The sequence below is a fragment of the Rhizobium sp. LCM 4573 genome (assembly GCF_001854865.1).
Lineage (GTDB): Bacteria > Pseudomonadota > Alphaproteobacteria > Rhizobiales > Rhizobiaceae > Neorhizobium.
Window position 1 is genome coordinate 391,882 of record NZ_MDDW01000028.1, and the last position, 18,338, is coordinate 410,219.

Consider the following 18,338-nt stretch of genomic DNA (forward strand, 5'->3'; position numbering starts at 1 on the left):
TCTCGCCTGAAAGATGGCGGGGCGTGCGTGTGTCGCACACAACCCGGTATGGCAATCCGCGAGGACATAAGCCCATATCGCCGCAGAGGGACCGGAGTTGCGCGGAAAAACACACCGAACGGGACACGTCGCGTGTCACCATAAAATACAAATACGAGGCACTCGACGTGTCCCGGCCGATTGAAGGAAAAACGCAACACGCACCAAGGGCGGAGTCTGTCTGCTCGTTACCCTCGGGCTTGACCCGAGGACGAGGGTGGACAAACCCAAAACCGTCGCCTAACCAGTCCTCGTCAATTGAGGGAGTCTGGTCGATGGCGGTCAAGGATGTAAAACCGGGAGTTCGCAACGATGAGGGGATTGCCGCAGTCCTCGGCATTCTCAAACAGGCCTTCGGCGAGCGCTTCCAGACCGGTCAGTCCTTCCGCGAACAGCATGCCCACACCGCCACCTATCTGCCGTCGCAATTGCCGGACGGTGTCGTCTTCGTGGAAAGCTCCGACGATGTAAAAACGGTGGTAAAGGCCTGTGCGGAGTATCGGGTGCCGGTCATTCCCTTCGGTACCGGCTCCTCGCTGGAAGGCCAGGTCAATGCGCCCTCCGGCGGCATCTCCATCGATTTCAGCCGCATGAACCGGGTGCTCAGCGTCAGCCCCGCCGATCTCGACGTCACCGTCGAACCGGGCATCACCCGTGAGGAGCTGAACCGGGAGCTGCGCGATACCGGCCTCTTCTTCCCGATCGATCCGGGCGCCAACGCCTCGATCGGCGGCATGGTGGCGACCCGCGCCTCCGGCACCAATGCGGTTCGCTACGGCACAATGAAGGACAATGTTCTGTCGCTCACGGTGGTGACCGCCGATGGCGAGGAGATCCGTACCGCAAGGCGTGCCAAGAAGTCCTCCGCCGGCTACGATCTCACCCGCCTTTTCGTCGGCTCGGAAGGCACGCTCGGCGTCATCACTTCGGTGACGCTGCGCCTCCAGGGCATTCCGGAAAAGATCGGCGGCGGCGTCTGCGCCTTTCCGACCCTCCAGGCCGCCTGCGATGCGGTCATCATGACGATTCAGATGGGCATTCCCGTTGCCCGCATCGAACTGCTGGATGACGTGCAGATACGCGCCTGCAACGCTTATTCAGGTCTCAGCTACCCGGAAAAGCCGACGCTTTTTCTCGAATTCCACGGCACCGAGGAAACCGTGGCGCTGCAATCCGCCCAGTTTTCCGAGATCGCGGCCGAATGCGGTGGCGACGAATTCCGCTGGACCGCCAATGCCGAGGAGCGCACCAAGCTCTGGAAGGCCCGCCACGATGCTTATTGGGCGAGCCGGGCGCTGGCACCGAATCTCGACGGGCTCTCCACCGACGTCTGCGTGCCGATCTCGCGGCTTGCCGAATGCGTTGCCGAAACCCAGGCGGATATCGCTCGCGAAGGGCTGCTCGCACCTATCGTCGGCCATGCGGGTGACGGCAATTTCCACGTGCTCGTGCTTTTCGATGGAAAGGACGCCGCTTCGGTCGCAAAGGTGGAGGCCTTCACGCAGCGCCTCAATGCCAGGGCGCTTGCCATGGACGGCACCTGCACCGGCGAGCACGGCATCGGCCAGGGCAAGATGGCCTTCCTGGAAGAGGAACTCGGCGGCGCGCTGGCGCTGATGCGCTCCATCAAGAAAGGGCTCGATCCGCGGAATATCTTCAATCCCGGCAAGATCCTGCGGCCGCTTGAAGGAGAACTCCCGCAAGCGTGACCTGGACGATCTCACCGGGGCGTTTTCATTTCGGGCCCGACGCTTTAGGGTGGCGATAAAACCCAATCAACGCCGACCGGCGGGTGGGGTGAGAAGGAGAGGCGGACGGTGCTTCAACGCATCATGCTTGCAATCGGCGGACTTGTCGTGGTGGCGCTTTTCACCGCGCTGCTCGCTCCGTTCTTCGTGGATTGGTCGAGCTTCCGCGTCGCCTTCGAGGAGCAGGCAAGCCGCATTCTCGRCAAGAAGGTCTCCGTCCACGGCGCCGTCGATGCGCGTATCCTGCCGTTTCCCTCCGTCACCCTGCACGATGTGAGGGTCGGGACGGATACAGACGGCCAGCCGCTGGTTCAGGTCGCCCGCTTCTCGATGGATATGGAGCTTGCTCCTTTCCTTTCGGGCGAGGCGCGCATCTTCGACATGCGTATCGAGGAGCCGAAGGCGCGCATTCGCGTATTGCAGGACGGCACGCTCGATTGGATGCGCGGCAGCCGTCCGGCGATCCCGGCCCGCACCGTCGTCATCGAGGATGTGCACATCACCGATGGCGCGATTGACCTGATCGATGAACAGACCGGCAAGTCGCGCCGCCTCACCGGACTTTCCGCCGATATGTCGGCGGAAAGGCTCACCGGTCCCTGGCGGGGCGAGGGCAACGCAATTCTCGATGGCTACGAGGCGCGCTTCACGCTGGCGAGCGGGGAGATCGATCGGGCGGCGGGCCGGCTGCCGCTTCGCTTGCGCCTGTGGCCGGAAGCGCAGGCGGTCGAGGTCAATCTCGACGGCGAACTGGCGATTGCCGACAGCAAGCCGCTCTACCGCGGCAACTTCACCTTCGGCTTCCTGCAGGAGGAGGACGAGACCGAGCCCGTCGAGCCGCCACCTCCGGGACCGCGCCTCAAGGGCGGCTTCGAACTGACCAACGAACGCCTCCGCATCCCGGAATACCGGTTGGAAGCGGGCGCTCTGGACGATCCTTACGTGGTGACCGGGGAAGCAACCCTGGACACCGGCGAAAAGCCTGAATTTCTGCTGACGGCGGAAGGCCAGCAGATCGATGTCGACCGTCTCGGCAACGGCAATCGCGGCAAGACAAGCCGGTACGCCTCGGCCAACCGCCGCATCAATGCCTTCATCGATCTCGCCGCGCGCATTCCCGTTCCACAGGTGCCGGGCCGGGCAAGCCTGCGCCTGCCGGCGATCGTCGCGAACGACACGACCATCCGCGATATTCGTCTGGATGTTCGCCCTGCCGGAAACGGCTGGACTGTCGATAATGTCGTGGCGACCCTGCCGGGGCGCACGCAGATCGAAGGCAAGGGGCAATTGACGCTGACCGGTCGCCCTGCCTTCGTGGGTGACCTGCTGCTCGCCTCGACCCAGCCTTCGGGCCTTGCGGACTGGCTCTCCGGACAGGTGGTCCCGGCAATTCGGCAATTGCGCACGGCCGGTTTCTCGGCGAAGGTCAACCTGACACCCGAACTGCAGCGTTTCGACGATCTCGAACTGGCGATAGGACCGGCGACGCTCACGGGAAGCGTCGAGCGCCAGTCGCCGTCGAATGCCGTACCTGCGCTGACCCTCGATCTTTCGGGCAACGAGATCGACATCGATGCCATGCGGGCCCTCGCCTCACTGATGACGGGCGATGATGCCGGCCAGGCCGTGCTCGATCACCGCATTGCCGCCAATCTGAAGGCCGACCGGTTCACCGCCTTCGGCGTGGCGGCGGAGAAGGTCGATACCGTCTTCACGCTTTCGGAAGGTGCGCTGTCGCTGGAGCGGCTGACGGTCGGCAGCCTGGAGGGGGCGACGATCGATGCCCGCGGCAAGGCGGAAGGCTCTCTGCTCTCCTATCTCGGCAATGCGACCGTCACTCTGAAGGCCGCAAATCCCGGCCGCTTCCTCGCAATGCTGCGCGATCGGCTGCCGTCGCATCCTGCGCTGCAAAAGCTGGCGCAGAATTCCGCCTGGTTCGCCGATACCGATCTCTCCGCCGACCTGACGATCGGCGGGGCCGGCCGAAGCGGCATCTCGGCGGTCGTGACAGGTGCCATGAACGGCAGCAGGCTTTCCGCCGATCTCGAACTGCCGCGCATCTTCGATCTCACCGGCGGACCGGATTTCACGGTTAAGGCAAGCCTCGACAATCCCACTCCCTCGATCCTGCTGGGGCAGGTGGGCTTCGATCCGCTGCCCTTCGAGGGCGATGGGGCGGGCCATCTTGACCTCGATCTCCGTCAGCAGGGTGATGGACCCGCTGCCGCCGAGTTCACCTTCCGCACGGAGCGCACGCAGCTTTCGGCCAAGGGCGATGTCGATCTGAAGGCGAGCGATTTCGGTGAGGGAAGGGCGCATGTGAATCTGCAGAGCGCCGATCTCGAACCCTATCTGCTGATGACGGGCATTGGCCTGCCGCAATTCGGTTCGGGCCTGCCGCTCCGGCTTGCGGGAGACGTGGCCATGACCCCGCAGGCCGTGAAACTGACGGGCGTGAACGGCGAGGCCGCCGGCAGCGCCTTTTCAGGCGAGCTGAGCGTCGACCGCACCCTGCCTGGCTATCCCGCATCCGGGACGCTCGATCTAGACACACTCGATCTGTCCTGGCTTGGCGAAGCCGTCTACGGGCCTTTGACCGAACCGGAGAGCGGCGCCTTTTCGGCAAGGGATTTCGGCCGTCCGATCTTCGGCGATGCCGATGTGAACCTCGACGTGAAAGCCAAGGCTTTCTGGGCGGGTGTGGCCGGCAGGATCGATGATTTCTCCGCGAAACTCGTGCATCGGAATGGCGGTGTCACGATTGAGGACGGAAATGGGAAATGGCAGGGCGGCAGGGTTTCCGGCCGGATGATGATGTCGAACGGCGAGGGCGCCGGTATCTTCCAGACAAAAATTCACCTGGAAGATGCCGACCTCGCGCCGCCGGTCTGGAATCTCGATKAAGTGCCGGTCGCAAGCGGCAGGCTCGGGTTTGACCTTTCGGCTGAGGTGACGGGAAAGAGCGTTGCCGAACTTCTGGATTCGGCGGGAGGCTCGGGCGAGATACGGTTCTCCGGCCTTTCCGTCGAAGGCATCAATCCGAATGCCCTGCCGCCGCTCACCGCCGAGGTGGACAAGCTCGAGGGCGAGGTAACGGAGGCAAAGATCCTGCCTCTGCTGTCCAAAGTCGTGCACAGGGGCTCCGCCAATCTCGGGCAGGTCGCCATTCCCTTCACCGTAACCGATGGCGAGCTCCGGGCGCAGAATGTCGCGGCCTCGACCGGCCCGGCGAAGCTGATGGGAGATGTCCGCATCGATCTCCTGAAAGAAGCGCTCCAGGGCAGTCTCGCGATCACCTATGATGCAGGGGATGAAGCCATCGCTGGCGGCGACCCGACGGTGCGGCTCGTCTATTCCGGCGATCTCGCCGCTCCTAAAAAGACGATCGATGCGGCGCCGCTCACGAATTTCCTGTCACAGCGTGCCTTCGAGCGCGAACGGCGGCGCGTGGAAACGCTGCAGGCGAGCGTCCTGGAAAAGCAGCGCCTTCGCCGCGAGGTCGCGCTTTATAACTTCCAGGCGGCGGAGCGCGAGGCGGCCCGCCAGAAGGCGGAGGCCGAAGACCGGGCGCGGCGGGAGGCGGAAGCCAAAAGGCAGGCGGAAGCCGAGACGCGCCGGCAAGCCGCCCTGGCCGAACAGCGCCGGCAGCGGGAAACCCAAGAAAGCCAGCCGCAGGCACCGGTCCTGACCGTGCCGCCCACGGAGGACGTCATCCGGGAGAGCCTGCCGCCGCTTGGAAACTCGGCGTTCCAGTAGCGGGTCTTGGCCAATGACCGATCTTCACGTCGTAACCTCGCCAAGTGCCGCCGCCAGCTTGAAACATGCCGTCGAACGCCTCGGTTTGTCGGGCGACGTGCACTGCATCATGGATGATCTGAGGCTTGGTCCCCTCGCCGGTGAAAGGGAGCGGTTCCTGTTTTGGCAGGGCCTTTCGAAGGGATATGGCGATGATGATCTGGATTTAACGATGCACGGGGGAGAGGATGTCTTTGCTCCGTGGCGGATATTGCGCGAGCGCGTGATTTCCGGCGGACCGCATCGCGTGTTGATCTGGGCGAGCGGCAGCGGGGCGGACTATGTTTTCCTGCGGATGGCTTGCCATCGGCTTGCGGATACGTGGGCAACCCTCATGCATGTCCCGGTGCCGCCACGGGACGGTTTGCATGCCGTTGCCGTCCATGATCCGCAATCATTGGCCGGTTTTGCACCGGACGCGATTAGTATCCCCGGGATCGAACGTCGCCGTCTTGCCGCGGAATTCGAGACGATCGCCATCCGGCCGGAGCTCTTGCGGGAATGCGACGGTTCCGGACATTTGCGTTTCCGCGATCTGTCGGTTCACGATGCCTTCATCTTGGAAAATTGCCCGGCCGAATGGCGCCTTGCGGCGCGGGTCGCGGGCGATGTGATGGGCAAATGCGATCCCCGAAACGGATTGAGCGACATGTTCGTTCATTCCCGGCTGCAGCATCTCATCGACGAAGCGCTGATCGAGAGCGATGGCGAGCGCCAGGGATTGCGCAACTACCGGGTCCGGTTGGCCAGCTCTTAGGAAGATTTGTTTTTGAACCAGTTAAGCACGTGGACGCGGAGGGCCGATGAGAGATTGCTCTCCGCCGCGCGGCCGTCGTCGATCTCGGCTATGAGCGCCGCAATGCTGATCTTCCGCTCCTCGGCGATCAGCCGCAGCTCCTGCCAGAACTCGTCTTCGAGGGTGAAGCTGGTGCGATGGCCGTGCAGCGTCGTGGAGTGTTTTCGGATCATGCAGGGGCTCCATCGTTGACGCATGGAGCGGTCGAGAATTCGGCGTCAAGGCCGCGCAGCAGCCGCACGGGCCATCAGTCCTTGTCGAGCGGCTTTTCCAACCGGCCCTGATCCAGCGTCTTCTCCGCCTTTTCGTTGAGCGCGCGGGTCAGCGTCTTCTCCGCCTTGCCGCGGCCGAAGGAGAGGCGGTTCTGCTCCGCCTGCTTTTCCTTTTCGCTGCGCGCCTTGTTCTTCCGGAACTGGCGGAGATTAACGACCTGGCCGGTCATGAGACCTCGTGGGATCAGTGTTTCTTGCGGAAGGAATCGAGCGAGACGACCGAGCCGGCCTTTTTCTCTTCACTGGGAGCGGCTTCCGGTGCTTCGACCGTCCGCGGTGCGGATTCGACCGGAATGGCGGTGATTTCCGCCGACGCATCGTCCTCTTCCGACAACGGCACCTCGAACTCGAGCTCGAAGTTCACGGACGGGTCGTAGAAGCCGCGAATGGCATTGAAGGGGATGGCGAGACGTTCGGGCGTATCCGAGAAGGAAAGCCCGATCTCAAACATGGTGTCGGTCACCTTCAGGTCCCAGAACTGGTGCTGGACGACGATGGTCATCTGTTCGGGATATTTCGCCTTCAGGTGCTGGGAAATACGCACGCCCGGTGCGCCGGTCAGGAAGGTGATGAAGAAATGGTGGTCTCCGGGCAGGCGACCGGTTGCCGCGACCTCCGCCAAAACCTTGCGGATGACGCCGCGCAAGGCGTCCTGCGCCAGAATGTCGTAACGGATATGATCCTGCCCCATACGGTCCTGTCTTTCCAATTCTCTGTCTTATGTAAAGCGCGTTATGCCATGCGGGCAGCTCGGGGAAAACCCCCGCGACGCTTCGAGTCAACCACATACTATTCGACTGGAGGGAGAAGGTGAAGGCTTCTGTTGCCAGGTGCCTTCGGACCCCGCCTTAAGGTGCTAACCCTAAGGGCTTAGAGCGGAATTCCCGCACCGCCATTAGGCAGCGAGAGCATATTCCTTAGCGTTGTTGTCGTTTGCAACTACACTTGTGACCCGATGACGGTGGTATCATGCCGAGCAAAAGTTCGATCTTTACACCCTTGTCGATCCTATTTCGCCCCCATCAAAAGCCGGTCTTCGGACCGACCGGTTTTTGGTGGAGGCGCCGGGTACCGCCCCCGGGTCCAATAGGTTTATTACACCGACCGTTTATTGCCATAGCCGGGCGGGTGCCCGGCAAGGGTGATATAGGTGTTTCCGGCCGCCATGAAAAGAGGCAGGCCGCGTTTGCGGCCTGAAAAATATCGGCAATTGCAGGGCGGCGGCGGAACGCCGGGCATCCGTCAGGATGCCTTGCGGACGATCGCGGCGCCGTCGAGATGCAGCGCGAATCCGCTTGCGGCCGGATCGGCAAGGCCGGGACGCAGCTGCATGCTCGGGATCAGGTAATCGCCGCCATTCTGCTGCCGATAGGGGATGGGCGCGGTGGTTTGCAGCGTGCRCATCCTCTCGCGCAGACGCTCCGCGACGGTTTCGAACCCCGCCTCGTCCAGGCGATCGACCTTATAGGCCACGAACGGCGGCAGGATGTCATAGCCCGGATAATAGAGAATGCCGTGATTGATCGGAAACAGCAGGTCGTCGATCGGTCCGTTGACGCCGCGGGCGGAATAATGCTCCTCCCAGCCGCCGGCGGTCACGATCAGCATGGCGCGCTTGCCGGCGAGCTTTCCCTCGCCATAGCGGTCGCCCCAGCGCGTTTCGCTATGCTCGCCGACGCCATAGGCGAAGCCATAGGCAAAGACACGTTCGACCCAACCCTTGAGGATCGCCGGCATGCTGAACCACCAGAGCGGGAACTGGAGGATCAGGGCGTCGGCCCATAGAAGCTTCTCGATTTCGGCCTGAACGTCACCGGTCAGCGTGTTGCCCTTGAAGGCTTCCTTGGAAGCGGCGACGGGGATCAGCCGCGCATCCGGCGCAAGCGCTGGAAAATCGGCGCGGTCGATCTCCGGCTTCCAGCCTTCGGCATAGAGATCGGTCACCCGGACTTCATGGCCCTGGGCTTCGAGTTCCTTCACCGCGACCTCTCGAAGAGCGCCGTTGAGCGAACCCGGTTCGGGATGAGCAAAGACAAGCAGAACTTTCATGGTCAGCAACTCCTGTGACGAATGGCAGACCCGTAGGTAGACAGGATGAAAGCGACCCGGTAGATGTCGATGATGAATAGGATTATGCCGGATTATGGATAAATCGGATGTCACCTTGGAGCGAATGCGCACCTTCGTGCGGGTAGCCGAACGCGGCAGTCTCTCGGCGGTAGCGCGCGAGTTCGGTATCGGCCAGTCCACGGTGACCCGGCATCTGAGGGAATTGGAAGAGGCGGTCGGTGTGCCGCTTCTCTCGCGGACCACCCGGCGGGTGACGCTGACGGACGAAGGCAGCCGCTATTATGCCGATAGCGTTCAGATCCTGCGTCTCGTGGAGCAGGCGGGCGACGAGGCGCGCGGCGCGCGCGGAGCACCAGCCGGCACGATCCGGATCTCCTGCACGGCGGCCTTCGGCGTCCTGCATGTCAGCCGCCTGATCTTCGCCTTTCAGGATCGCTATCCGGATATCGGGATCGACCTCAGCCTCACCGACGAACGGGTGGACCTCGTGCGGGAAGGCGTCGATGTCGCTCTGCGTCTCGGCCCGCTGACCGACAGTTCCATGAAGCTGCGGCCCCTCGGCCAGAGCCGGCGCCTGCTCGTCGCCGCGCCCGATTATCTTGCGGCCCATGGCAGGCCGGCTCGCCCGCAGGATATTGCTGGCCATGAAGGCATCCGCATGTCGAACGTCGCGGGAAGCGACACGCTCGTCCTTCAGGGGCAAGACGGCGCGCGGCATGTCGTGACGTTCGGTGGACGTTTCCGGGTCGATCACGGGCTTGCGGCGCGGGAGGCCCTTGCCGCCGGGCGCGGCATCGGTCCCACACACCGCTGGCTTGTCGACGACCTACTGGGGGAAGGGCGGCTCGAGGCGGTCCTGCCGGAATATTCCCTGCCTTCGGTGCCGCTGAACATGCTCATCGTGCCCGAGCGGGCCGGCATCGCAAGAGTTCGCCTGCTGATGGAATTCCTCGCCGCGGAAATCGTCGCCATTCCGGGCATAGAGCGATGAAATAGGCATATCCTGTGGAGGTCCCGGCAAGCAGGTGGCCCGCCGGCCCGGTCGGCGCTAATATAGGGGGAACAAGGAATCAGCGGCTCGTATCATGAAGCAATATCTCGACCTCCTCCGGCATGTCATGGAAACCGGCATCGATCGCGGCGATCGCACCGGCAAGGGCACGCGCTCCGTCTTCGGTTATCAGATGCGGTTCGATCTTTCGGAAGGCTTTCCGCTGCTGACCACCAAGAAACTGCATCTGAGGTCGATCATCCATGAGCTGCTCTGGTTCCTGAAAGGCGACACGAATATCGCCTATCTCAAGGAAAACGGGGTCTCGATCTGGGACGACTGGGCCGATGAAAATGGCGATCTCGGCCCCGTCTACGGCTATCAGTGGCGCTCCTGGCCGGCCCCGGACGGCCGGCATGTCGATCAGATCGCGCAGCTTGTCGAAGGGCTCAAGGTCAACCCGAATTCCCGCCGTCATATCGTTTCCGCCTGGAACCCGGCGTTGGTCGACGAAATGGCGCTGCCGCCCTGCCACTGCCTGTTCCAGTTCTATGTTGCGGACGGAAAGCTCTCCTGCCAACTCTACCAGCGGTCGGGCGATGTCTTCCTCGGCGTGCCATTCAACATCGCCTCCTATGCGTTGTTGACCATGATGATGGCGCAGGTGACGGGGCTGAAGCTCGGCGATTTCGTCCATACGCTCGGCGATACGCATATCTATTCGGACCATTTCGAGCAGGCGAAACTGCAGCTCACCCGCGAGCCGAAGGCGCCGCCGAAAATGCACATCAATCCGCAGGTGAAGGACATCTTCTCCTTCCGCTTCGAGGATTTCACGCTGACGGATTACGATCCCCATCCGCACATCAAGGCGGCGGTAGCGGTGTGATGGCCGTTCCCGTTTCGATTTTCGTCGCGATCTCCAGGAACAATGTCATCGGCCGCGACGGTGATATGCCGTGGAAGCTCTCGACGGACCTCAAGCGCTTCAAGGCGATGACGCTGGGCAAGCCGATGGTCGTGGGCCGCAAGACGCTCGAAAGCTTCGGCGGCAAGCCTCTGCCGGGGCGGCCGCATGTGATCGTGACGCGCGATCCGGCCTTCCATGTGGAAGGCGCGGAGGTGGCGCTGTCGCTTGAAGAGGCGCTCGATCGGGCGCAGGCGATCGCGGCGCAAACGGGAGCCGACGAGATCGGAATCCTGGGCGGCGGGCAGATCTATGCCCAGGCGATCGACGTCGCCGACCGGCTCTATGTGACGCATGTGGAAGCGGAGATCGAAGACGGAGACACCTTCTTTCCACCGATCGACCCCGCCGTCTTCGAAAAGAGCGAAGAACTCTTCGTTCCGGCGGGCGAAAAGGACAGTTTTCCAACCCGTTTCGTGGTTTATTCCCGCCGTGCTGCGGCAAACTGAAACATTTCGTTACCAAACACCTGGAAGTTATTGAGTGCCGCGTTGAAAGGCGTGAAACTCGTACCTATAACGGGCAATGACCTTGGCGGTGGCTGTCAAAAGTTGTCGTTCCGGGATGGGAGAATTTGCAAACAAAGAGGTTTTGATGCCCTGGAGCAATCAGAATGGTGGCGGCGGCGGCCCTTGGGGCGGCGGCGGTGGTGGCGGTAATAATCAGGGACCCTGGGGACAGGGACCCAACCGCCCACGCGGCGGTGGCAGCGGCGGTCCGCCGGATTTGGAGGACATCATCCGGCGCAGCCAGGACAGGCTGCGGGGCGTCGTGCCGGGAGGCTTCAATGGCGGCGCCTTCGCGATCATTGCGCTGGTCCTCATCGCCTTCCTCGCATTCCAATCGATCTACACCGTCCAGCCGGACGAACGCGGCGTCGAGCTGCGCTTCGGCCGTCCGAAGGACGAGATTTYCATGCCGGGCCTGCACTTCCACCTCTGGCCGTTCGAAACGGTCGAGATCGTCAAGGTCACCGAGCAGCAGCAGAATATCGGTGCACGCGGTTCCAGCAATTCGAACGCGGGCTGGATGCTGACGGGCGACCAGAACATCGTCAACGTGCAGTTCTCGGTGCTTTTCACGGTGACCGATCCGCGCGCCTATCTCTTCAATCTGGAATCGCCGGCCGAGACCCTGCAGCAGGTCGCCGACAGCGCCATGCGCGAGGTCGCCGGCCGTCGTCCGGCGCAGGACCTCTTCCGCGACGACCGCGAAGGAATGTCGACGCAGGTTCGCGATATCATCCAGGGCACGATGGACCGCTACGGCTCCGGCATTTCGATCAATGCCGTGCCGATCGAGGATGCGGCTCCGCCGCGTGAAGTGGCCGATGCCTTCGAAGAAGTGCAGCGCGCCGAACAGGACGAGGACCGTATCGTCGAGGAAGCCAACCGCTATGCGAACCAGCAGCTCGGTCAGGCTCGCGGTCAGGCCGCGCAGATCCGGGAAGAGGCTTCCGCCTATCGCGATCGCGTCGTCAACGAGGCGCAGGGTGAGGCGCAGCGCTTCGTTTCGATCTATCAGGAATATGCCAATGCGCCGGATGTCACGCGCGAGCGCATCTTCATCGAGACCATGGAGAACGTGCTGAAGAACTCGAACAAGATCATCATCGAGGGTGGCCAGGGCGTCGTTCCCTACCTGCCGCTCAATGAAATCAACCGGCCGGCGGCCACGCAGGGGGCTAACTGATGGTTTCGAACAAATTGCCAGCCCTGCTGATCGGCCTCGCGGTCATTCTTTTCCTGATCTACTCCTCGGTTTTCGTGGTCAACGAGCGGGAGCAGGCCATCGTCGTCCGCTTCGGTGAGATTCAGGACGTGAAAAGCGAACCCGGCATCTATCTCAAGCTGCCCTTCGCCTTCATGGACGCCGACCGTGTCCAATATATCGAGGATCGCGCCCTGCGCTTCGATCTGGACAATATCCGCGTTCAGGTTCGCGGCGGCGCCTTCTATGAGGTCGACGCCTTCGTGGTCTATCGCATCGAAGACCCCCGCCGTTTCCGGGAGGCCGTGTCGGGCGACCGGGAGGCTGCAGAAGCGCGTCTGAGCACCCGTCTCGATGCCGGTCTGCGCCGCGTTTACGGTCTCCGCAGCTTCACCGCCGCGCTTTCCGACGAGCGCGCCTCGATGATGACCGAGGTTCATAACGATTTGAACCAGGCGGCCGAGTCTCTCGGCGTGAAGATCCAGGACGTCCGCATTCGCCGGACCGACCTGACGCAGGAGGTCTCGCAGCAGACCTTCGCCCGCATGCGGGCAGAGCGTCTGGCCGAGGCGGAACTGATCCGAGCCCGCGGCGGCGAGGAAGGTCAGCGGCGCCGGGCCATCGCCGACCGCCAGGTCGTGGAGTTCGTCTCCGAGGCCCAGCGCGATTCGGAAATCATCCGAGGCGAGGGTGACGCCCAACGCAACAAGATCTTCGCGGAAGCTTTCACGCGCGATCCGGGCTTCTTCCAGTTCTATCGTTCGATGCGGGCCTATGTGGCTTCGATGGCGAATAACGGAACGACCATGGTTCTGTCGCCGGATTCGGAATTCTTCCGTTTCTTCAACGGCTCCGGCGGCCAGCCGGGGCAGGTGGCGCCACCTGCCGCGCCTACCCAGCCGGCAGCGGCAAACTGACGGAACGATGATCGGGGCGGCTGCGGGCCGCCCCGGTCTTTTCTGGAGACATCCACAGGCGAATGCCGGGCGAGGGGCGCCGTCTCACGAAAAGGTAATTTCRCCTGTCTTTATTCCGCCTTATGCTCGGTCGAAACTTGAGGCCGAAGTTCAACAGTCCGCCCGCTACCGTGCCGGGCTTACCCGATAGCGAGGAAACCAGATGGTCCATTCGGTTCAATCGTCCTGGAAGTGCTCAGTCGCGCTGATCGCGGCCTTCGCCGTTCTGGCGGGACCCTTGCAGGCTGCAGCCCAGACGACCGGGCCGGCCGTTCCTCCAGCCGCGCCCGAGGCGCAGCCGGTTCCTCCCGAGACGCAGCCAGCCCCTGATGCGCAGCCGACCCCCGAGATGCAACCTGCTCCTGATGCGCAGCCGGCTCCTCCGCAAGTACAGCCGACGCCGGAGACGCAGCCTGCGCCCCCGCAAGCGCAACAGGCTCCGCCGGCGCCGCCCGCCGCGGAAATGCTGCCAGCGCCTCCGACCGCTTCTCCGCCGATTGCGACCACGCCGCCTTCGCCCGTTCTGCCGGGTGCAGGGCCGGCCTCGGTCGCCGATATGGCCGGTGGGCTGCTCGATGCCGTGGTCAACATTTCCACGTCCCAGAGCGTCAAGGAGGAGGGCGCCGGCCCGCAACCGCAGATTCCGGAAGGCTCCCCCTTCCAGGAGTTCTTCGAGGATTATTTCGACGGTCAGGGTGGCCAGGGCGGGGCCCAGAAGGTTTCCTCGCTCGGTTCCGGTTTCGTGATCGATCCGGCCGGCTTTGTGGTGACCAACAACCATGTGATCGAGGGCGCCGATGATATCGAAGTCGTTTTCCCGAACGGCAGCAAGCTCAAGGCCACCTTGGTCGGCACGGATACCAAGACCGATCTTTCGGTGCTGAAGGTGGAGCCGAAGACGCCGTTGAAGGCGGTGCGCTTCGGCGATTCCCGCCAGATGCGGATCGGTGACTGGGTGATGGCGATCGGCAATCCCTTCGGCCTCGGCGGCTCGGTGACGCTCGGCATCATCTCGGCCCGCAACCGTAACATCAATGCCGGGCCCTACGACAACTTCATCCAGACGGACGCCGCCATCAACAAGGGCAATTCCGGCGGTCCGCTCTTCAACATGCGCGGCGAGGTCATCGGCATCAACACGGCCATCATCTCGCCCTCCGGGGGCTCGATCGGCATCGGCTTCGCCGTCCCGACCGAACTTGCGGAAAACATCGTCCACCAGTTGATCGAGTTCGGCGAGACGCGCCGCGGCTGGCTCGGCGTGCGCATCCAGCCGGTGACCGACGAGGTCGCCCAGAGCCTCGGTATGGACCGCGCCCGCGGCGCGCTGGTTGCCGGCGTCATCAAGGGAGGTCCGGTCGACAACGGCGTGCTGCGCTCCGGTGATGTCATCCTTTCCTTCGACGGCCGACCGGTCAACGAAATGCGGGACCTGCCGCGGGCCGTGGCGGAGAGCGCGGTCGGCAAGGAAGTCGACGTCGTCGTGCTGCGCGACGGCAAGGAAGAAACCGTCAAGGTGACGTTGGGCCGCCTGGAAGATAGCGCCGATGCCGCCGCCGACGATGCCGAACAGCCCGTTCTACCCGAAGGCGAGGGCGAGGATATGGCTCCGGAGAACGGCGCCCCCGGGGACCAGCCGGGAGATCAGTCAGGAGATCAGTCCGGTGACCAGTCGGGGGCGGTAACGGATGACCCGACGCTGAGCCTCGGCATGACGCTCGCCACGCTCGATGAAGAGCGCCGCAGGAGCCTCGGCATTGCAGAAAGCGTCGAAGGCGTCGTCATCACCGCCGTCGAAGCGGATTCAGCCGCCGCCGGAAAGGGCTTGAAGCCCGGCGAGGTGGTGGTTGAAGTCGGGCAGGATTTCATGGCGAGCCCGGCCGATGTTGTGGCCAAGGTTCAGGCGCTGAAGGCGGAAGGACGCCGCAATGCGCATGTAATGATTTCCGACGCGACCGGAAACCTGCGGTTCGTGGCAGTACCCCTCGAATAGGCCTAGGCCGGCGTTCTGCCGGCCTCCCATTCCCTCCGGCTGAGGGCGTAGACCACATGGCCCTTCAGGTGGGGGTGCGTGTCCGGCACGCGTGGTGAATTGAAGTCCCGGCTCGCATCCCTTCGGAGGCCTATCCGTTCCATGACGGCTGTGGATCGGCGGTTGCCGGTGACCGCGAAGGAGACGATTTCTGCAAGGTCTGCCTTCTCGAAGCCCCAGTCGATGAGTGCGCGTCCCGCCTCCGTGACATAGCCGTTGCCCCAGAAGCGGGTGGCCAGCCGCCAACCAATCTCCACCGTCTCCGGGGGAAAGATATCCGGCATGTTGGCGAGCGAAAGGCCGCAGAAGCCCATCGGCTCGCCGGTTTCCTTGAGTTCCAGCGCATAGAAGCCGAGGCCGGTCTCCGTGATCAGGCCATTCAGCTTTTCCATCATCGCATCGGCCTCCGCATGGGACCGCCGGAAGGGGAAGAACTCCATCACCTTCGGATCGGCATTGATCTCGCGAAAGAGGTCGCGGTCGGAGGCCAGCCAGTTGCGCAGCCGAAGGCGTTCGGTTTCCAGGATGATGGTGGGGATTTGCCGGTGGGCCGGATTGGACGTCATGCCCGTTTCTTTTCCTGCCGGGCAACGTGCTGCCGCAGCACGCTGTTGATCTCGGTCTGATAGCCGCTTCCATGGGCATGTGATTTGAACCATTCGATCACGTCGGCATCCAGCCGGATGGTGACGGATTTCTTCAGCGGTCTGTAAAGGTGACCCCGCTTTGCCAGGCGCCACTGTTCTTCCGTGATTTCCGGAATGTCGCTGGTGTCGATATCATCATCGCTGAGTGCTGCGATTTCCGCCAGTTCAGCCAATTGATCGTCGCTAAAAGGCTTCTTGCTCATATCGTCTCCTTTCATGCGGAGTGGCCTTTCGGGCACTGATGATACGGATCACCTCTTCTGCTCCGGCGCTCCGGTAGACATGCGCAACGACCAGAATGGTCACCGATGAGACCGAGCCTATCGCAAGCCATCGCTCTTCGCCGTCGTAGACCGCATCCGGGATGATTAGATGATGAGGATCGTCCCAGACATGTTGCGCAATCTGGAATGAGACCCTGTGCTTCGCCTGTTCAGGTCCGCTTTCTGGGGGTCCCATTCGAATTCCATTCCATCACCTGATGTACATACATTTTTGTAATGCTTCAACGGCGATTGATGGTGGTATTTATACCATCGCGAAATCCGCCTTCCGGTAGCCCTGGATGTAGAGAAGGGCGGTGAGGTCGCCATGGTCGATGCGCATCTTTGCCTGGGCGGCGACGGTGGGCTTGGCATGCAGCGCGACGCCGGAGCCGGCGAGCCCCAGCATGCCGAGRTCGTTGGCTCCGTCGCCGACTGYGATCGCATCTTCCGGCGTGATGCCGAGCCTCTCGCTGATCTCGACCAGCGCGTCGATCTTGGCCTGCTTGCCGAGAATGGGTTCGGCCACCTCGCCGGTCAGCAGCCCGTCCTTTTCGATGAGGAGATTGGCGCGGTTCTCGTCGAAGCCGAGGCGCGCGGCAATGCGGCTGGTGAAGACCGTGAAGCCTCCGGAAACCAGTGCGGAATAGTGGCCCTTTGCCTTCATGGTGGCGATAAGCTCCGGCCCGCCGGAGGTGAGCGTGATGCGCTTGGCGATCACCTCGTCGACCACGGAAACCGGCAGCCCTTTCAGGAGAGCGACGCGTTCGCGCAACGCCGGCTCGAAGGCGATTTCGCCGTTCATGGCCCGTGCTGTGATCGCCGCGACCTTCTCCTTTAAGCCCACGACATCGGCCAGCTCGTCGATGCATTCCTGTCCGATCATGGTGGAATCCATGTCGGCGATCAGGAACTTCTTGCGGCGGGTCTCGGCCTCCTGCACCACGAGATCGATCGGGCTTGCGGCGATCACGGCCTGCAGATTGGCTTCCGCGGCGCGCGGATCGGCGCCGTCGCGCAGCGCGATATCGCAGGCAATGCCGTCCGCGAGCCAATAAAGGCCGGCGGCATTCACCGCCTCGGCCGCCTTCTCCCCAAGTACGGGTGACAGAATGGGGTTTGACGGATGGGCGATGAGCGTGGCAACGAAAGCCATATGAAAGACCTTTTGGATGATGTGGACGCGATCCTGATAACCGGGCCGACGGCGAGCGGCAAGTCGGCGCTTGCCGTACGACTCGCCGAAGAGCAGGGCGGCGTGGTGATCAATGCCGACAGCATGCAGGTCTACGATACGCTGCGGGTCCTCACCGCAAGGCCGTCGGGCGAGGAGATGCGCAGCGTGCCGCATCTGCTCTATGGGCATGTGCCGGCGACGCGCGCCTATTCCACCGGCGAATGGCTGCGCGACGTCTCGACCCTTTTGGCGAAGTTGAGGGCTGAAGGCAGGCTGCCGGTGCTGGTCGGGGGCACGGGGCTCTATTTCAAGGCGCTGACCGGCGGTCTCTCCGACATGCCGGAAATCTCGCAGGATATCCGTTGCCGGGTGCGCCTGCGCCTGAAGGAAATGGGGCCGGAGGCGCTCCATGCCGAACTCAGCTTTCTGGACGCACCGGTTGCGGCAAGCCTGGAGCCCAAGGACGGGCAGCGGATCGTCCGCGCGCTCGAGGTCCTGGAGGAGACGGGCCGTTCGATCTCGGAGTTTCAGGACAGGCGCGGCCCGATGGTCATCGATCCGGCGCGGGCGCGCAAGATCGTCGTGCTGCCGGAACGCAAGCTGCTGCATGAGCGGATCAATCGCCGTTTCGAGATCATGCTGGAGACCGGCGCGATCGAAGAGGTGAGGGCGCTTCTCGCTCTCGATCCGGCGCCCGACCTCCCGGTCATGAAGGCGATCGGCGTGCGGGAGATCGCCGAAATGCTGGAAGGCAGGATGACGAGGGAAGACGTGATCGAAAGAGGTGCAGCACTAACGCGGCAATATGCCAAGCGCCAGATGACCTGGTTCCGCAACCAGATGGACGAGAGCTGGGAACGTCTCGGCTAGCGGCA

The 18,338-nt window shown here is 63.0% G+C and carries 18 protein-coding genes and 1 other RNA gene; 10 read left to right on the forward strand and 9 right to left on the reverse strand.

Annotation, left to right across the window (positions count from 1 at the left end):
* Positions 1 to 314: 314 nt before the first annotated feature.
* The 3 genes from LCM4573_RS23885 (at position 315) to LCM4573_RS23895 (ending at position 6,339) form a co-directional block, all read left to right on the forward strand.
* Positions 315 to 1,748, forward strand: coding sequence for an FAD-binding oxidoreductase (locus LCM4573_RS23885; protein ID WP_071008985.1), 1,434 nt, complete (start codon positions 315 to 317; stop codon positions 1,746 to 1,748).
* A 108-nt stretch (positions 1,749 to 1,856) separates the two neighbouring features.
* Complete coding sequence (locus tag LCM4573_RS23890; protein WP_071008987.1) at positions 1,857 to 5,543, forward strand: AsmA-like C-terminal region-containing protein; 3,687 nt, start codon at positions 1,857 to 1,859, stop codon at positions 5,541 to 5,543.
* 13 nt (positions 5,544 to 5,556) lie between these two features.
* Entirely contained in the window at positions 5,557 to 6,339 is a 783-nt protein-coding gene (locus LCM4573_RS23895; protein ID WP_071008988.1) for a DUF3658 domain-containing protein, read from the forward strand.
* Here the strand turns inward: LCM4573_RS23895 and LCM4573_RS23900 are convergent.
* From LCM4573_RS23900 to LCM4573_RS23920, 5 genes are all read right to left on the reverse strand, one after another.
* A complete protein-coding gene (locus LCM4573_RS23900) occupies positions 6,336 to 6,551 on the reverse strand; it encodes a ribbon-helix-helix domain-containing protein (protein WP_071008990.1) in 216 nt (71 codons plus the stop codon). The genes LCM4573_RS23895 and LCM4573_RS23900 overlap by 4 nt on opposite strands.
* 74 nt (positions 6,552 to 6,625) lie before the next feature.
* Positions 6,626 to 6,820: a DUF4169 family protein gene (locus LCM4573_RS23905; RefSeq protein WP_071008992.1), complete on the reverse strand. Its 195-nt coding sequence runs from the start codon at positions 6,818 to 6,820 to the stop codon at positions 6,626 to 6,628.
* Between the two features lie 14 nt (positions 6,821 to 6,834).
* Positions 6,835 to 7,341, reverse strand: coding sequence for an SspB family protein (locus LCM4573_RS23910; RefSeq protein ID WP_071008993.1), 507 nt, complete (start codon positions 7,339 to 7,341; stop codon positions 6,835 to 6,837).
* Between the two features lie 118 nt (positions 7,342 to 7,459).
* Positions 7,460 to 7,826, reverse strand: a transfer-messenger RNA (tmRNA) gene (gene ssrA / locus LCM4573_RS23915).
* A 66-nt stretch (positions 7,827 to 7,892) separates the two neighbouring features.
* Positions 7,893 to 8,699, reverse strand: coding sequence for an NAD(P)H-dependent oxidoreductase (locus LCM4573_RS23920; RefSeq protein WP_071008995.1), 807 nt, complete (start codon positions 8,697 to 8,699; stop codon positions 7,893 to 7,895).
* Positions 8,700 to 8,793: 94 nt separating this feature from the next.
* On the opposite strand from LCM4573_RS23920, the gene LCM4573_RS23925 reads away from it, so the two are divergent.
* The 6 genes from LCM4573_RS23925 (at position 8,794) to LCM4573_RS23950 (ending at position 15,337) form a co-directional block, all read left to right on the forward strand.
* Entirely contained in the window at positions 8,794 to 9,711 is a 918-nt protein-coding gene (locus LCM4573_RS23925; protein WP_071008997.1) for a LysR family transcriptional regulator, read from the forward strand.
* Positions 9,712 to 9,805: 94 nt separating this feature from the next.
* Positions 9,806 to 10,600 (forward strand): thymidylate synthase, encoded by a 795-nt coding sequence (locus LCM4573_RS23930; protein ID WP_071008999.1) that lies wholly within the window; start codon positions 9,806 to 9,808, stop codon positions 10,598 to 10,600.
* Positions 10,600 to 11,127, forward strand: a complete 528-nt coding sequence (locus tag LCM4573_RS23935) for a dihydrofolate reductase (protein ID WP_071009001.1) — start codon at positions 10,600 to 10,602, stop codon at positions 11,125 to 11,127. The genes LCM4573_RS23930 and LCM4573_RS23935 overlap by 1 nt, the downstream gene beginning before the upstream one ends.
* 145 nt (positions 11,128 to 11,272) lie before the next feature.
* Complete coding sequence (gene hflK / locus LCM4573_RS23940) at positions 11,273 to 12,370, forward strand: FtsH protease activity modulator HflK (protein WP_071009002.1); 1,098 nt, start codon at positions 11,273 to 11,275, stop codon at positions 12,368 to 12,370.
* Positions 12,370 to 13,305 carry a protease modulator HflC gene (hflC, locus tag LCM4573_RS23945; RefSeq protein WP_071009004.1) on the forward strand — a complete coding sequence of 312 codons (936 nt, stop codon included), beginning with the start codon at positions 12,370 to 12,372 and terminating at the stop codon, positions 13,303 to 13,305. Before hflK ends, hflC begins: the two co-directional genes overlap by 1 nt.
* Before the next feature lie 388 nt (positions 13,306 to 13,693).
* Positions 13,694 to 15,337 carry a Do family serine endopeptidase gene (locus tag LCM4573_RS23950; RefSeq protein WP_083347619.1) on the forward strand — a complete coding sequence of 548 codons (1,644 nt, stop codon included), beginning with the start codon at positions 13,694 to 13,696 and terminating at the stop codon, positions 15,335 to 15,337.
* A 2-nt stretch (positions 15,338 to 15,339) separates the two neighbouring features.
* On the opposite strand, the gene LCM4573_RS23955 is transcribed toward LCM4573_RS23950, so the two are convergent.
* The 4 genes from LCM4573_RS23955 to serB form a co-directional block, all read right to left on the reverse strand.
* On the reverse strand, positions 15,340 to 15,942 hold the full coding sequence (locus tag LCM4573_RS23955; RefSeq protein WP_071009006.1) for a GNAT family N-acetyltransferase: 603 nt from the start codon (positions 15,940 to 15,942) through the stop codon (positions 15,340 to 15,342).
* Complete coding sequence (locus LCM4573_RS23960) at positions 15,939 to 16,226, reverse strand: BrnA antitoxin family protein (protein ID WP_071009008.1); 288 nt, start codon at positions 16,224 to 16,226, stop codon at positions 15,939 to 15,941. The genes LCM4573_RS23955 and LCM4573_RS23960 overlap by 4 nt, the downstream gene beginning before the upstream one ends.
* Complete coding sequence (locus LCM4573_RS27570) at positions 16,207 to 16,482, reverse strand: BrnT family toxin (protein ID WP_244505402.1); 276 nt, start codon at positions 16,480 to 16,482, stop codon at positions 16,207 to 16,209. The genes LCM4573_RS23960 and LCM4573_RS27570 overlap by 20 nt, the downstream gene beginning before the upstream one ends.
* Before the next feature lie 69 nt (positions 16,483 to 16,551).
* Positions 16,552 to 17,442 (reverse strand): phosphoserine phosphatase SerB, encoded by an 891-nt coding sequence (gene serB / locus LCM4573_RS23965; protein ID WP_071009010.1) that lies wholly within the window; start codon positions 17,440 to 17,442, stop codon positions 16,552 to 16,554.
* Here serB and miaA point away from each other — a divergent pair, their 5' ends adjacent.
* Positions 17,443 to 18,333 carry a tRNA (adenosine(37)-N6)-dimethylallyltransferase MiaA gene (gene miaA, locus LCM4573_RS23970; protein WP_071009011.1) on the forward strand — a complete coding sequence of 297 codons (891 nt, stop codon included), beginning with the start codon at positions 17,443 to 17,445 and terminating at the stop codon, positions 18,331 to 18,333. It abuts the gene before it with no gap.
* Positions 18,334 to 18,338: the final 5 nt, after the last annotated feature.

Excerpts from the sequence above, each read along its gene's own strand:
- LCM4573_RS23885 (WP_071008985.1), top strand. The coding sequence starts at position 315 with ATGGCGGTCAAGGATGTAAAACCGGGAGTTCGCAACGATGAGGGGATT.
- LCM4573_RS23895 (WP_071008988.1), top strand. The coding sequence starts at position 5,557 with ATGACCGATCTTCACGTCGTAACCTCGCCAAGTGCCGCCGCCAGCTTG.
- LCM4573_RS23900 (WP_071008990.1), bottom strand. The coding sequence starts at position 6,551 with ATGATCCGAAAACACTCCACGACGCTGCACGGCCATCGCACCAGCTTC.
- LCM4573_RS23905 (WP_071008992.1), bottom strand. The coding sequence starts at position 6,820 with ATGACCGGCCAGGTCGTTAATCTCCGCCAGTTCCGGAAGAACAAGGCG.
- LCM4573_RS23910 (WP_071008993.1), bottom strand. The coding sequence starts at position 7,341 with ATGGGGCAGGATCATATCCGTTACGACATTCTGGCGCAGGACGCCTTG.
- LCM4573_RS23925 (WP_071008997.1), top strand. The coding sequence starts at position 8,794 with ATGGATAAATCGGATGTCACCTTGGAGCGAATGCGCACCTTCGTGCGG.
- LCM4573_RS23930 (WP_071008999.1), top strand. The coding sequence starts at position 9,806 with ATGAAGCAATATCTCGACCTCCTCCGGCATGTCATGGAAACCGGCATC.
- LCM4573_RS23935 (WP_071009001.1), top strand. The coding sequence starts at position 10,600 with ATGGCCGTTCCCGTTTCGATTTTCGTCGCGATCTCCAGGAACAATGTC.
- hflC (WP_071009004.1), top strand. The coding sequence starts at position 12,370 with ATGGTTTCGAACAAATTGCCAGCCCTGCTGATCGGCCTCGCGGTCATT.
- LCM4573_RS23950 (WP_083347619.1), top strand. The coding sequence starts at position 13,694 with ATGCAACCTGCTCCTGATGCGCAGCCGGCTCCTCCGCAAGTACAGCCG.
- LCM4573_RS23955 (WP_071009006.1), bottom strand. The coding sequence starts at position 15,942 with ATGACGTCCAATCCGGCCCACCGGCAAATCCCCACCATCATCCTGGAA.
- LCM4573_RS23960 (WP_071009008.1), bottom strand. The coding sequence starts at position 16,226 with ATGAGCAAGAAGCCTTTTAGCGACGATCAATTGGCTGAACTGGCGGAA.
- LCM4573_RS27570 (WP_244505402.1), bottom strand. The coding sequence starts at position 16,482 with ATGGGACCCCCAGAAAGCGGACCTGAACAGGCGAAGCACAGGGTCTCA.
- miaA (WP_071009011.1), top strand. The coding sequence starts at position 17,443 with ATGAAAGACCTTTTGGATGATGTGGACGCGATCCTGATAACCGGGCCG.